Below are 14273 nucleotides of genomic sequence, written 5' to 3' on the forward strand. Positions count from 1 at the left end.
GGAGGCTGCCCCGCCGGGGGCTTGGCGCTCACGTTTATAACTGGCTTTGTCGCGTTGCGCCAGTGGGTGCTTTTCAGGGAGAACCGCTGGCGCGCAGCCCGATGGGCAGGCCGCGCGCCAGCGGCGGGGGATGAGGCAACCGCTCGTGCCGGCAAGCGGAGACCTCAACGATTGGAAATTCTGGCCGGTTTGTCCTTGTCGGCCTTGTCCTTGTCGGGGGCCTTGGGGCGCACCAGGCGCAGGCCGTAGAAGGGGGTGCGCAGGTCGGGCCAGCCCCTGCTGCGGTTGGCCGAGCGCAGGGTCGAGGCCTTGGTGACCCAGGAGCCGCCACGCAGCACGCGCGATTCGCCCTCGCCGCCGCTCACGGGATTGGCCAGCGTGGAGTTGGAGTAGAACTGCCCGGCGTACACGTCCTGGCACCATTCCCAGACGTTGCCGTGCATGTCGTGCAGCCCCAGGGCGTTGGGCCGGAAGCTGGCGGTGACGTTGGTGTGCATGTTGGGCCAGATGCGGGGCTTTGGCCTTGCCACCTTGCGTCGCGACTTGCGGGACTTGCGCTTTGCGGAGGGCAGGTCCGCGGGCAGGCTGAAGCGCTTCTCGAAGCAGGCCTGGTCCTGGCTGATGGTGTCGCCGAAGGCGTAGGCCGTGGTGGTGCCCGCCCGCGCGGCGTATTCCCATTCGGCCTCGGTGGGCAGGCGGAAGCTTTGGCCGGTCTTCTTGCCCAGGGCCGCGGCGTACTCCTTGGCCATTTCCCAGGAAACCCCGTCCACGGGGTAGTCGTCGCCGTTGGCGATGAGCGAGGGGTTCTTGCCCATGACGGCCTTCCACTGGCCCTGGGTGACCTCGGTCTTGCCCAGCCAGAAGCCGGTCAGGCAGACCTGGTGCTGCGGGCCTTCGTCCGGATTGCGCTCCGGCTCTGTCTCCGGGCTGCCCATGACGAAGCAGCCCGTGGGCACCCAGAGGAAGGTCATGCCGGTCTTGGGCTCGGTCCAGGCTGCGCCGGGCCGCGGATCGCCGGGGGCGGGCCGGAACTCCGGCGGGGCCGGTTCGAGGAGGACGGCGCGGGACTTCGTCGAGTTGGCCTGCGTTGCGCTGGCCTGGGTGGCGTTGGCCTGGGCGGGAGCCGTCAGGACTTCGCACAGGCCAGGGGCCGCCAGGGCCAGGCTCAAGGCGCAGGCCAGGGCGAAGGGCAGCGGCAAAGCGGCCAGGCGTTTCAGGAAGGAAGCGGCTTGCATCAGCGCCCGGTCCCTGTTCGCGGGGTCTTGGGCAAAAGCACCGTGACCGTGGTCCGGCCGGGGGTGGAACAGTCGAGGCTGACGCCCCCGCCGTGGAATTCGGCGATGCGCCGGGCCGAGTAGGTGCCCAGGCCGGTGCCGTTCTCCTTCCCGGCGGTGACGAACTTGTCGAAGAAGCGGTCGCGGATGGACGCGGGCACCTCGCCCTGGTTGCGGATGGTGACGCGCACCGCGTCGTCGCCCGCTTCGGCCAGGTCCACCTCGACCACGCCGCCTTCGGGCGAGGCCTCCAGGGCGTTCTTCAGCAGGTTGCCGAGCATGGTGGAGCAGAGCGTCTCCTCGCAGGAGAGGGAAAGCCGCGCGTCCGGGGCCAGCTGCTCGCCGTTCAGGGTCAGCAGCACGTGCCTGTCCTTGAGCTGCGGCAGCAGCGCAATGTTTTCCTTGGCCTGGAGCGCCAGCTCAACGAGGTCGGCCTGCACCGGCTCCAGCGCAAGCCCGCCGCGCTCGATGCGCGAAAGCTTCAGGTAGGCGTCGATGATGCGCAGCATGTTCCCAGCTGCCGCGCCGAGCCGGGTGATCCAGCCGCGCTGCTCGTCGGTGAGGTTCTGCTGCGTGAGCAGCAGCCGGGGCAGGCTGCTGAAGCCCACCAGCGGGCTGCGCAGGTCGTGGCGCATGATGTGCTCCACGCTGTCCCTGGCCTGCTCGCGCTGGGTGCGCTCGGTGATGTCCTCCATGACCACGATGACCGCGCGCAGGTTGCTGTCCTCGTCGCGCAGGGGGATGGCGGCGCAGTGGACCACCGCGCGCCCGGTCCCGTCGGGCGATTGGATGTCGAGCACCTGCGTGGGGCCGGGCTCGGTTTCGCTGGCGGCCTCGCCGACGGACCAGTTGAGGGCCTGGGCCAGGACGAAGTCCTCGGCGCGCAGGGCCTCCCCCGTGTCATGGCGCCAGGCCCGGAGATCCCGGCTCAGGTCGGGCGTTCCCTGGCCGAAGCCCCAGATGCGGCGGCTGGCCTGGTTGGCGTACAGGATGCGCCCGCCGGGGTCGGACATCCACACGCCCACGGGCAGCGCCTCCATGATCATGCGCAGCAGGGCCTCGCTCTTGCGCACCTCCACCTCGGCGGCCTCGCGCGCGGTGATGTCCTCGGACAAGGCCTCGGCCATGTCGTCCAGCGTCTTGGCCAGCAATGCCAGCTCGCCGAACTCTTCGGGCGCGCCGCTGCGGGCGTCCAGGTCGCCGCCGCCCAGGCGCCGGGCCACGGCGGCCAGCCGCTCCACGGGCCTGCTGATGACGACGCCGCCCACCACCCAGGCCACGAGCACGGCCAGCAGCGCCGCTCCGGCCAGGAAGGAGAGGTCGCGGTACAGGGTGTCGATGGCTCCCGCCAGGGCCTGGTGCTCGGGGATGCCGATGGTGATGTAGAGGTAGGGCTGGGCGTCGGGCTGGAGGCGCAGCTGCGTGTAGGCCACGATGCGGCGCACGCCGTCGGCGAAGTTCACGGTGGCCGTGCCCAGGTGCTTCGGCCCGCTGACCTCGTTCCAGAGCTCCATGACGATCTTCTGGCCCGGGGGGCTGGTGTCCTGCGAGGCGGGATAGCGGTAGAGGCGCGTGCCCGAGCTGTCGGCTATGGACAGCACCGAGCCCTGCGGCAGGGAGGCCACGCCGAAGATGCGCTCGAAGCGGTCGGGCCGGAGCGCCGTTGCCAGCAGGCCGAGCGTCTGGCCGTCGGCGCCGGTGATGGGATGGGCGAAGTGCAGCAGGGGGCCGGGGGGCGAGCCGGGCAGGCCGAGGGCGAAGTCGCCCACGGTGAACTCTCCGCTCTCCAGCGCGGCGCTGAATTGCGGGCCGGGCTTGAGGGTGGCGGGGCGCTCCAGGTGCAGGGCCGAGCCGAACACCCGGCCCTGGGCGTCTGCGGCCACGATGTTGGCGAAGACGGAGTTCTGCCTGCGCAGCCTGCGCAAAATCGAGCTTGTTGCGGGGCCGTCCAGGCTTTTGACCTGGGGCATCTGGGCCAGCAGGGAGAGCAGCTGTTCGGCGCGCACGGTGATGAGCTGCTGCTCGCTGGCCAGGAACTGGGCGGCGCGCATGGCCTCGGCCTGGGCGTCCTTGAGGGCGCGGTCGCGGTTCTCCAGGCTTGAATGCAGAATGACCCCCAGCGCCGGGAGCACGGCGATGAGCGACAGCGTGAGCAGGCTGTTGCGCAAGGAGCTGAAGAAGAGGTTCCGCACTATCGTTTCCTGGGCCGCTGCCGGTCTGTTGCTGGAGGTTGTGTCCGGGCGTCATGCCCGGCCGCTTGCCTGGTTATTGGAGGCCACGGGGCGAACCCCGTGGCCTCCGGTTGATGATGGCGTCCGGCGTGCAGGATGGGCCTGCGGAGGGTCAGGGGAGTCACCACACCCCCCCTGCCTCGGGCCGGACGCGCTTGGTCACCGTCCTTGGGAGATTTTTTCGCCTCCGGGGCTGTCCTTTTGTCCCGTTTTCGTTCCGCCTTTCTGGCCGCACTTTCCGCCCAGGGAGCGGCCATGCTTGGACAGCAGGCCGTACAGGCGCGAGGGGCTTAAGCCCGAAATTTCCAGCGCGCGCCGCAGCTCTCCGCCGCTGAGGCTGATGAGCCCGTCCACGTAGGCCAGCTCGATGCGCTCCTGCTCCTGCTTCTTGTACTCGTTCCAGCTGCCCAGCGGGCCTGCGGGCTGCTCCGCCTGGAGGGCCGGGTCCGCATGTCCGGCGCGGCCCACGCGGGCGCGCAGCATCTGGATGCGCAGCTCCTGGGGCAGGTGCGCGGGCAGGAGCATCTCCTCGTCCGGGGCGCTGGCAACCATGGCCTCCAGCACGTGGATGAGCTCGCGCACGTTGCCTGGCCACGCGTACTCCTTGAGGAAGCTCTTGAGGTCGCAGGACAGGGTCTTCTGGCCGAGGCGGGAGTCGCGGCAGATGCGCTCCAGGTGGTGGTTGGCGATGACCACGATGTCGTCGCCCAGCTCGCGCAGGGGCGGCAGCTGCAGCACCGCCGCGCGGATGCGGTAGAACAGGTCCTCGCGGAAGGTGCCCGCGGCCACCATGTCGGCCAGGCTCTTGTTGCTGGCGCAGACCAGCCGGAAGTCCAGGCGCAGCTCGCGAGTGTCGCCCAGGGGGCGGAAGGTGCGCGTCTCCAGCAGGCGCAGGAAGCTCTTCTGGAGCTCCAGGGAAAGCTCGCTGATCTCGTCGAGGAACAGGGTGCCGCCGTCGGCGCGCTGGAGCACTCCGGCCTTGTCGGACACGGCCCCGGTGAAGGCGCCCTTGCGGTGGCCGAAGAGGTCGCTGCCCACGAGGGCTTCCTGCAGGGAGGCGCAGTCCACCACCACGTAGTTCTTGTTCCTGCGCGGGCTGTTGGCGTGGATGGCCCGGGCGAAGATCTCCTTGCCGGTGCCTGTCTCGCCCTGGATGAGCACGCTGGCCGAGCTGCGCGCGGCGGTGCTCATCTGCCGCAAGGCTTCCAGGATGCGCGGGCTCTCGCCCACGATGCCGCGCCGCTCCACGGGCTGCGCCGACTGCTTGTTGCGGCGGAACTCGAGCGCCCGCTTGAAGGAGAGCTGCAGCCCCTCGGGGGAGCCTGTCTTCTGGATGTAGTCCCAGGCGCCGTTGCGGATGGCCAGCTCCGCCCCGTCGGGGTCGCCCAGGCCGGTCATGATGATGAGTTCCGGGGCCGAGGCCAGGTCCTTGATCCGGGGCGCCAGATCGAGCCCGCTGCCGTCGGGCAGGCGCACGTCGAGGAACACCACGTCGAAGTCCGACTCCGAGAGCAGGGCTTCGGCCTGGGCCAGGTCGCGGGCCACGGCGCAGTCCACCTCCGGGCCGGAGAGCAGCGACGCCAGCAGGCGCCCGAAAAATTCGTCGTCGTCGATGATGCAGACCCTGGTCACGAGTGGCCTCACAAGGTTCATGGGGTTGGTGTCGCAGCGGACAGGAGAATAACCTGCTGCCACCATACCCAAGGGGCCAGATTCAAGCAAATCGTCACGAAGCATTGGGCTCAAAGCCTTTGTCGCGCAGCTTGGCGAAGATCCAGCCCAGCACCAGCGACAGCCGCTCAAAGGCGTGCCCGGCCGAGGGCAGGTCGGCCTGGTCTCCGGCGGCGTAGATCTCCCGGGCGTAGGAGGCCAGCGCCTGCACCGGCACCAGCCCCGTCAGGCTGGCCAGGGAATGGGCCGCGTCCATGACCGCCTTGGCGTCGCCCGCGCCCATGGCTTGGCTGAGCTCGCCCAGGCGCTGCTCCCCGGCGGCCAGAAACAGGCCGCCCACCCGGGCGGGCAGGCGCTCCAAAGCCTTGTCGAAGTCCACGCCCCGGCATTCCGCGGGCACGGCGTCCAGTCCCTGCATGGTCATGCGCTCCTCATTCTAGATCAGGCGTGTGCACCGGCTTTGGGGGCGCCGGGAACATGGCGCGCCGACGGAACGGGGCCGTCGGCGCGCCTTTCGTGCAGCGCCGGAAGTCGCCACACCCACTGCCCTATCAAAAAGCCTGCCAGGATTGCATGAAGCGTAACAGTTTGAAATTAAACAACGATTAATTTTCTGCGGGACGCTGAGGGGAGATATTCCTAAAAATCAGGAGTTGCCGCGCAGGAGCGGCGCTGAAATCCGGTCTCTCGGAAACCCGCGGCGGCTTGCCAAAACGAACGAGCGGAGCGCGCCCGGCCTTCCGGTCACGCCCCGCTCGCGCAGGGGATCGCCATGCTGGCGGTGATGTGCGTACCCTATTTCGGCTCGATGCGCTCCAGGCCCTTCATCTACGGCCGGAGCGCCTCGGGCAGCACCACGGAGCCGTCGGCCTAGTCTACCTTCTTCGTCGCCTTGGCCATTTCCGCAGTGGCCTTGGTCGTCTCGCGCAAGGTCTGCATCATCTCCTTCATTACCGTGCCCCACGGGGCCTGGGCGTCTGGATTGATGTTGGAGAACGCGTTGTCCGGGTTGGAATTCCAGTTGAAGGCCTTCTCCATCTCGTCGATGGACAGCCTGCCGCCGTTGAGATGCACGAACATGCGCCCCTGCCGCAGGGCGTGCCGCCTGTCCTTGATGCGTTCGGACTGGTCGATGAGCGCCTTGGACATGCGGTAGCAGTAGACCGCGATGAGTACGATGAGTCCGTAGAACGTAAAAGCCTTAATAAACTTGCCGATCAGCTCAAACATGGCAATTGTGACAGCGCTACCTACAAGGCGCATAAGGATTGGTTCAATATTGTTTTCGTTAACCTTTTCCTTGAGGTGAGAATCGTTAATAATACTCGACAGTGTGGCATTAACGTTTTGGTACAATAAATGATTGTTATTTGTACCTGCCTTTATCGTCGTTATGTAAGGTATGGTCCAATCGTCTGTCAGATTCTCTGAAATAAAGAGTTTTGCGGACACAGCCACCGCCAGAAAGACGGCAAGCATTGCAATACCGAAGAAAAACTTCCCAGAACGCTCATAGCCTCTGGCCTTCCTGCTCAGATAGGCCAGCGCCTTCTCGACGAAGAGGTCGGTGACGGCGAGGTTGTAGGCCCGAATGTCCGCCGGGAGGAAATCGTGGGAGTGCCTGTGGTGGGCGCCGCCCGCTCCCTGCCCGCTGGCCGAGACCGTGGTCTCGGTCTCCAGCTCTGTCGGGCCGCCTTGCCCCGCTCCCCCGGATTGTGTTGCTGTCACCGTCGCGGTGGTGGAAGCCGGGGCGCCCCCCTGGGGCGGGGCAGGCGTTCCCTCCCAAAGCTTTGGATTCCAGAAAAGCCGGTGGACATCATGGCATTTCGTCAGGTGTTCAACCTGATTGAGGACTGCATGCCTGAGGTTGAGCCTGCGGAACACCTTCTTGGTTATGTCATCGTGGTGGGGGTCACTGTTTGGATACCAGAACTTGAAGAGGCGTCTATTGAGGATGGCCCATCCGTTTTTGTTGTCTTTAGTGAACTGTGTGTCAGGAAACGTATGGTCAAGGGCTTCCAAGCTCTCTTGTATGTCTTCGCAGCAGGGCTTTGGTCGGCTGCGGCGAGTTGTGCCGTTTTCCCCGGCCGTGCCACCATGGCTCAGGCCGGACTTGTCGCCGTCCTGGGTAGGTACGGCTGCCTGGTCTTCTGTATGGGGTCGAGTTGCGCCGCCTGCGTCGGGTTCGGGACAGGCGTTTTTCTGTGTACCGCCATGGCTCAGGTCGGACTTGTCGCCGTCCTGGGTAGGTGCGGCTGCCTGGTCTTCTGTATGGGATCGAGTTGCGCCGCCTGCGTCGGGTTCGGGACAGGCGTTTTCCTGTGTGTGCTTGGCGCTGGAGTCGTCATCTGCCATGTCCGGCAATGCCCCCGTGCTGAAAGGATCAGCAGAGGTATACGCATCTGTATTTTTCGTCAAGTATCTTGCGGTATTTTATCCCTTGTGCTCGCCGACTGGCGCTGTCCGCAAATATGGCCCCCAAAACGAACGAGCGGAGCGCGCCCGGCCTTCCGGTCACGCCCCGCTCGCGCAGGGGATCGCCATGCTGGCGGTGATGTGCGTACCCTATTTCGGCTCGATGCGCTCCAGGCCCTTCATGTACGGCCGGAGCGCCTCGGGCAGCACCACGGAGCCGTCGGCCTGCTGGCCGTTCTCCAGCACCGCCACCAGCGCGCGGCCCACGGCCAGGGCCGAGCCGTTCAGCGTGTGCAGGTATTCGCTCTTCTTCGCGCCCTTGGCCTTGAAGCGGATGTTCGCCCGGCGCGCCTGGAAGTCCAGGAAATTGGAGCAGGACGAGATCTCCCGGTACTTGTTCTGCCCGGGCAGCCAGACCTCGATGTCGTAGGTCTTGGCCGAGGAGAAGCCCAGGTCGCCGCCGCACAGCGCGATGACGCGGTAGTGCAGGCCCAGGCGCTTCAATATCTTCTCCGCGTGGCTGGTCAAGAGCTCCAGGTCGGCCATGGACCTTTCGGGATGGCTGAAGCGCACCAGCTCGACCTTGTGGAACTGGTGCTGGCGGATGAGGCCCTTGGTGTCCTTGCCGTAGCTCCCGGCCTCGCTGCGGAAGCAGGGGGTCAGCGCGCAGTAGCCCAGGGGCAGCTGGTCCTCCTCGAGCACTTCGCCGGAGTGCAGGTTGGTCACCGGCACCTCGGCCGTGGGGATCAGGAAGTACTCCTGGCCCTCGATCTTGAACAGGTCCTCGGCGAATTTCGGCAGCTGGCCGGTGCCGGTCATGGCCGCGCGGTTGACCATGAAGGGGGTCAGCACCTCGGTGTAGCCGTGCTCGGCCGCCACATCGAGCATGAACGCGCCAAGCGCGCGCTCCAGCTTTGCTGCCCAGCCGAAGCTGACGCAGAAGCGCGAGCCGGTGATCTTGCCCGCGCGCTCGAAGTCCAGCCCGCCCAGGGCCTGGCCCAGCTCCCAATGTTCCTTGGGCTGGAAATTCAGCACAGGCTTTTCGCCCACAACGCGGATCACCGGGTTGTCGTCCTCGGTGCAGCCGTCGGGGGTGGTCTCGTGGGGGATGTTCGGCACCTTGAGCAGCCAGTCGGACTCCTGCCCCTCGATGACCGCCAGCTCGGCGTCCAGCTCCTTGATGCGCTCGCCCATCTTGGACATGGCGGCCATGAGCCCGCTCGCGTCCTGGCCGGAGCGCTTGAGCTTGGCCACCTCGGCCGAGCCCTGGTTGCGCTCGGCCTTCAGGCCCTCGGCCTCGCGGATCAGCGCGATGCGCGCCTCGTCCAGGCGGGCGAACTCGGCCACGTCCGGCTCGGTTTTGCAGCGCTTGGCCAGGCCCTGGCGCACGGCATCCAGATTCTTCTGCACGAACTTCAGATCAAGCATGGTCGTCTCCTCGAAAGATCTGCCCGCGCCGCTGAACGCGACCAGGCTCCCCGCCGTGTACCCAAAGCCGGGGCGGGAAGGAAGCGGAAAAATGGGCGGGTCACGGCTGGATGCCGTCCTCCATGTTCTTGCGGCGCACGCGCAGCAGGTAGGCGGCCATGACCACGATCCCGAGGGGCGCGAAGTCCCGTTCCCACAGCAGCCAGCCCGAGAGGGGCGCGCCCAGGACGAGGAAGGCGATCTGGCGCATCTTGCGGTTGTCCAGGGGGTGGGCCAGCCAGGCGCATTCCAGGCCGATGAGCCGTTCCACGCCGGGCAGCAGGCGCTTGAGCTCCGTCTGCTCCATGGGCGGCAGGGGCAGCTCCAGGCAGCCCGCGACGATGCCGAGGGCGGCTAGGGTGAGCAGGGCCATGCTGTGCAGCACGAGCCCGACGGGCAGCAGGGCGAGACCTGCCGTTTGCAGGCTCCAGTTCCAGGGCTGCCGGCGGCGCAGGCGCAGGCGCTGCACGATGTTCCAGGCCCGCTCGCGCAGGCCCCGGTTGGCTTGGCCGATATCCATGCCCTGCAATTGCCACGGGCGGGGCCATCCTGTAAACAGTGGCGAACGAAAGCCGGGGGTGTGGGCATGAAAAAGGTGGATTTCCAGCATCAGCTGGAGCACGAGGGCGCCGAACGCCTGGGGGCCCTGGCTTCCGAGGCCGCCCGGCACGTGCGTGGCCAGGGCTGGATGCTGGCCACGGCGGAGTCCTGCACGGGCGGGCTTCTGGCCCATACCCTGACCAACATGGACGGCAGCTCGGCCTGGTTTCACGGCGGGGTCGTCTGCTACGCCAATGAGCTCAAGACCGGGCTTCTTGGGGTGGCTCCGGCCATTCTGGCCGAGCACGGCGCCGTGAGCGAGGCCACGGTGCTGGCCATGGCCAGGGGGGCGCTTCTGCTGCCGGGCATGCCGGAGGGCCGTGGCGTGAGCGTGGCCGTTTCGGGCATTGCCGGTCCCACCGGCGGCACGCGGGAGAAGCCCGTGGGCACTGTCTGGATCGCCTGGGCCTGGCCCGGCGGGGAGCGCGCCGAGCAGTTCCTGTTCCGGGGGGCGCGTTCCGCCGTGAAGTCCCAGAGCGCCGCCGGGGCGCTGTTCGGCCTGTCGACCTTTACCCGCTAGGAGCTGCCGTGGCGGGCGTGCGCTGTTTCGTGGGCCTGCCCCTGCCGAAGGACGCGCAGGCCGGCCTTGAGCGCGTGGTGTTGCGGCTCTCCGGTCAGCTCGCCTCGCGCATCAGCTGGACGCGCCCGGGCAACTGGCACCTGACCCTGAAATTTCTTGGCGACGTGGCCGAGGAGCGCCTGCCCGGGCTGATCCAGGCCCTGGGAGGCGTTGCCTTCGCGCCCCTGCCCCTGGCCGTGGGCCGGGCGGGCTTCTTCCCGTCGGCCGGGCGTGGCGGTCCCAAAGGGCTTTGGGCGGAGCTCCGGCTGGGCGGGCCGGAGTGCGCGCGGCTGGCGGCGGCGGTGGAGCGGGCGCTTGAACCCCTGGGCTTTGCGCCGGAGAAGCGGCCCTTCGCACCGCACCTGACCCTGGGCCGCGTGAAGGATGCGGCTCCGGGCGACGACTGGACGCTGGTGGACCGCGCCCTGGCCGCGGAGTCCTGGCCCGTGGGCGAGGTCGACCGCTTCGTGCTCTGGCGCAGCGCGCTCGGCCCCGGCGGCCCGCAGTACTTCAGGCTGGCGGAGTTCGGTGTCGGGCGCGGCGCGTCTGGGATCCTCTAAGGTGCTTCCAGTGAACCAGGGCCAGCCGCCTGGCTGGGCACGTCTCGTCCTGTTCCGCATCTCCACCAAGTAGGCCTCTGCCTCTCAAGGAGAGACGTCGGCATCCGTTGCCGCGGGACATCGTCAGAATCTGAGCAATCGAGATTACTTTGTCTTCCCCCCTTGGCAGTATCGAATTCTTTGTCTATAGTTCTTTATTGTCCTTTCTGTTTCGCCGTCAGGGCGACGGGCGTTTTGATCACCTTTGTGCGCACCGGGTGTAATGTGCCGCACACTATCAACCGAAGACGCTCTACAGGGCATCCTGCCGCCTGACCAGTGGCCGGGAGGCTTCCTCACCAAATTGTGTTTGAAAATTGATTTTGGGGGAAATATGTTCCGCAAAAGCATCAGCAGCGTGCTCATCGCATCCGTGACGCTCGCCATCGCGGTGGCCGTGGTAGCGATCATCGTCTATGTCTCCAAGTCCTCGAACGACATGACCCTGGCCTTGCAGCAGCAGTCCATGCAACATGTCTCCGAGAGCACGCAGGCTGCGCTGGACAGTTATCTCGACAACACCAGGACCATGGTGGAGACCCTGTCCGCGCAGAAAGCCATCCAGGAGGCCTTCGAAGGCGAGCCGAAGCGCGCCAAGGAGCGCCTGCTCAACTACATCAAGACCAACAAGGACTACTGGGCCATCTTCCTGTTCGACGCCAACGGCGTCATCCTTGCCGGCTACAACGCCAACGAGGCCGACCTTGCCGGGCAGAGCCGGGCAGAACGCGACTACGTCAAGGCCGTGCTCGGCGGGCAGGACATGTTTGTGGCCAAGGAGATTCTCAAGGCCAAGAGCGGCGAGGGGGAAATCTTCATCTTCTCGCTGGCCAAGGCCGTCAAGGACGGCAGCGGCAAGGTGCTGGGCGGTGTGGCCGCTTTCCCCCGGTGGGAGTCCTTCACCAAGGCCTTCATCGACCCGCCGCGCTTTGGCGCCCGGGGCTACGGCTTCATGCTGGACTCCAAGGGCCGCATCATCGCCCACGCCGTGGACAAGACGCTGATGCTCAAGGATTTGAGCGAGCACGAGTTCATCCGCAAGGCCCTGGCGCTTAAGAGCGGCAACATGTTTTATGAGTGGAAAGGGGAGCAGAAGTACCTGACCGTTTCCACCGACGCGGATACGGGCTGGGTCGTGTGCATGAGCGCCTATGTCTCGGAGCTGACGGCCACGGCGACCATGCAGCGCAACATCCTCATAGGCATCGGGCTCGGCGTGATCCTGCTGCTGGTGGCGGTCATCAGCCTCATCGTCAAGCGCCTGGTGGTGCGGCCGCTCTCCGACATCGAGGCCTTCACGCACCGCATCGCCCAGGGCGACTTCAAGGCCGAACTGCGCACCGGGTTCAAGTTCGAGCTGGCGGACCTGGCCGACAACATCCGCGTCATGGTGGCCGAGATCAAGAACAAGCTCGCCTTCAGCCAAGGCGTGCTCCAGGGCATCCCCACCCCGTGCGGCATCGTCGGCCCGGACTTCAAGATGCTCTGGGTCAACCAGCAGGTCTGCGAGCTGCTCGAAAAGACCGACCCGCCCTCGGCCTATATCGGCCAGAAATCGGGCGAATTCTTCTGGAACGACCCCAACCGCGAAACCCGGTCCGACGTGGCCATCCGCAAAAATGCGAAGCAGACGGGGAAAACCGTCTGGACCGGCAAGAGCGGCAAGCAGGTCCACGTTGACGTGGTCACCACGCCCTTCTACGACATGGACGGCGCCATCCTCGGCTCCATCTCCTTCTGGATAGACATCACCGAAATAATGGACAACCAGGCGCGCATCGAGCGGCAGAACGAGAAGATCGCCCGCGCCGCGGAAGCCGCCACCAACATCTCCGACCAGGTGGCCTCGGCGTCCGAGGAGCTCTCGGCCCAGATCGAGCAGTCCAGCCGCGGCACCGACGCCCAGCGCGCCCGCACCAGCGAGGCCGCCACGGCCATGGAGGAGATGAACGCCACGGTCATGGAGGTGGCCTCCAACGCCTCCGGCGCGGCGGAGCTGGCCGAGCAGGCCAAGCACAAGGCCCAGGACGGCGCGCGCCTGGTGGACGAGGTCGTTGCCAACATCAGCCAGATCAACACCCGGGCCGAGGCCCTGAAGGTGGACATGGGCGAGCTGGGCAAGCAGGCCGAGGGCATCGGCGCCATCATGAACGTCATCAGCGACATCGCCGACCAGACCAACCTGCTGGCGCTCAATGCCGCCATCGAGGCCGCGAGAGCGGGCGACGCCGGGCGCGGGTTCGCCGTGGTGGCCGACGAAGTCCGCAAGCTCGCAGAGAAGACCATGACCGCCACCAACGAGGTCGGCGCGTACATCAAGGCCGTGCAGGACAGCGCCAAGAAAAACATCGAGGGCACCGAGGCCACCACCAGGGCCATCGTGGCCAGCACCGCCACGGCGGGCAAGTCCGGCGAGGCCCTGCGGGAGATCGTGGGCATGGTGGACCGCACGGCGGACCAGGTGCGCTCCATCGCCACGGCCAGCGAGCAGCAGTCCGCCGCCAGCGAGGAGATCAGCCACACCACCGACGACATCAACCGCATCGCCAGCGAGACCGCCGACGCCATGAACCAGTCGGCGCATGCTGTGTCCGACCTGTCGCGCCTGGCCCAGGAGCTCAAGCGGATCATCCGCGACATGCAGCACTAGCGGAAGCGTAAAACGGAAAAGGCCCCGCCTTGCGGGGCCGAGGCAAGAAATGGCAAAGGGCAGGAAGCGTCTTCCTGCCCTTTGTCGCGTGGGATGGCTAGAGGTTAGCGGCGGGGTCTACGAGAGGTAGTCCCCACGGTTGAACTTGATGCGTTCCGTCACCGCCAGCACTTCCAGTTCAGAGACCACGCCTTGCAGAGTCGGGGACTGCTGCGCAAGGTTCGGGTTCTCGCCCTTGATCTGCTGCACGGTTCCGTCGATGTCCTGGAGAACGCCATAGGCCTTCTTGAGGTCCACCTGGCCGGAACTGCCTTGCAGGTTTTGGGCGTACTGGTCCCATTTGTCGAGCAGGTTCTCCACCTTTTCCATGATCGCTTTCTCCGCCTGTTGTGTCGGGGCCACGGATTCGACTGCATTGACGCCCATGAGGGCGCTCAAGGCTCCGAGTCCGCCCGGCGGGGGCAGGAGGGCGCTGGTCTTGGCGGTGTCGGTGCCCGATTTGGCGACTTCCTGGGTCAGGAGATCGCCGAACGCGGTGCTGGCCGGCTTGGCCTTGTTCGTCTGCGACAAGCTGTCCGGACGAACTCCTTCCAACTGGTCAGGATGGATCTTCATGGTTGCTCCTCATCCTGTGGTTTCTCTCTGATGTGCAGAGACCATGCCAAGGCGCTCTCGCCGTATTTGACCGCAATCATTCGTCTTTTATTGTTCAGGCAGGGGGAAAATCTTGCCCGCCCGCTCCGGAAGCGGCCCGTGCCGCGCCTTTCGGATATCCCATGGCCTGGTGCTTGTCCATGCCCGTGCGGA

The 14273-nt window shown here is 66.4% G+C and carries 10 protein-coding genes and 2 pseudogenes; 4 read left to right on the forward strand and 8 right to left on the reverse strand.

All coding sequences use genetic code 11. From position 1 onward, the window contains the following. Positions 1-164: 164 nt before the first annotated feature. From RDU24_RS06070 to RDU24_RS06100, 7 genes are all read right to left on the reverse strand, one after another. A complete protein-coding gene (locus RDU24_RS06070) occupies positions 165-1235 on the reverse strand; it encodes a formylglycine-generating enzyme family protein (RefSeq protein WP_308734852.1) in 1071 nt (356 codons plus the stop codon). Next, positions 1235-3466: an ATP-binding protein gene (locus RDU24_RS06075; RefSeq protein ID WP_308734853.1), complete on the reverse strand. Its 2232-nt coding sequence runs from the start codon at positions 3464-3466 to the stop codon at positions 1235-1237. Before RDU24_RS06075 ends, RDU24_RS06070 begins: the two co-directional genes overlap by 1 nt. A 198-nt stretch (positions 3467-3664) precedes the next feature. Continuing rightward, complete coding sequence (locus tag RDU24_RS06080) at positions 3665-5137, reverse strand: sigma-54-dependent transcriptional regulator (protein ID WP_308734854.1); 1473 nt, start codon at positions 5135-5137, stop codon at positions 3665-3667. Between the two features lie 94 nt (positions 5138-5231). After that, the gene (locus tag RDU24_RS06085) at positions 5232-5600 is read right to left on the reverse strand and encodes an Hpt domain-containing protein (RefSeq protein ID WP_308734855.1); all 369 of its coding nucleotides are present in this window, start codon (positions 5598-5600) and stop codon (positions 5232-5234) included. 446 nt (positions 5601-6046) lie between these two features. Beyond that, positions 6047-7531: a hypothetical protein gene (locus tag RDU24_RS06090; protein ID WP_308734856.1), complete on the reverse strand. Its 1485-nt coding sequence runs from the start codon at positions 7529-7531 to the stop codon at positions 6047-6049. A 210-nt stretch (positions 7532-7741) separates the two neighbouring features. Further along, positions 7742-9019, reverse strand: coding sequence for a serine--tRNA ligase (gene serS, locus RDU24_RS06095; RefSeq protein ID WP_308734857.1), 1278 nt, complete (start codon positions 9017-9019; stop codon positions 7742-7744). 100 nt (positions 9020-9119) lie between these two features. Beyond that, positions 9120-9578 carry a hypothetical protein gene (locus tag RDU24_RS06100; RefSeq protein ID WP_308734858.1) on the reverse strand — a complete coding sequence of 153 codons (459 nt, stop codon included), beginning with the start codon at positions 9576-9578 and terminating at the stop codon, positions 9120-9122. A gap of 66 nt (positions 9579-9644) precedes the next feature. On the opposite strand from RDU24_RS06100, the gene RDU24_RS06105 reads away from it, so the two are divergent. The 4 genes and pseudogenes from RDU24_RS06105 to RDU24_RS15950 form a co-directional block, all read left to right on the forward strand. Continuing rightward, positions 9645-10178: a CinA family protein gene (locus tag RDU24_RS06105; protein WP_308734859.1), complete on the forward strand. Its 534-nt coding sequence runs from the start codon at positions 9645-9647 to the stop codon at positions 10176-10178. A gap of 8 nt (positions 10179-10186) precedes the next feature. Then, complete coding sequence (thpR, locus tag RDU24_RS06110; protein WP_308734860.1) at positions 10187-10777, forward strand: RNA 2',3'-cyclic phosphodiesterase; 591 nt, start codon at positions 10187-10189, stop codon at positions 10775-10777. A gap of 478 nt (positions 10778-11255) precedes the next feature. Beyond that, positions 11256-12560, forward strand: a pseudogene (locus tag RDU24_RS15945) (cache domain-containing protein); the annotation flags it as partial. Between the two features lie 306 nt (positions 12561-12866). Then, positions 12867-13466, forward strand: a pseudogene (locus RDU24_RS15950) (methyl-accepting chemotaxis protein); the annotation flags it as partial. A gap of 117 nt (positions 13467-13583) precedes the next feature. On the opposite strand, the gene RDU24_RS06120 reads toward RDU24_RS15950, so the two are convergent. Next, positions 13584-14081: a hypothetical protein gene (locus tag RDU24_RS06120; protein ID WP_308734862.1), complete on the reverse strand. Its 498-nt coding sequence runs from the start codon at positions 14079-14081 to the stop codon at positions 13584-13586. Positions 14082-14273: the final 192 nt, after the last annotated feature.

It is taken from the genome of Humidesulfovibrio sp., from assembly GCF_031082295.1.
Taxonomy (GTDB): Bacteria; Desulfobacterota; Desulfovibrionia; order Desulfovibrionales; family Desulfovibrionaceae; genus Humidesulfovibrio.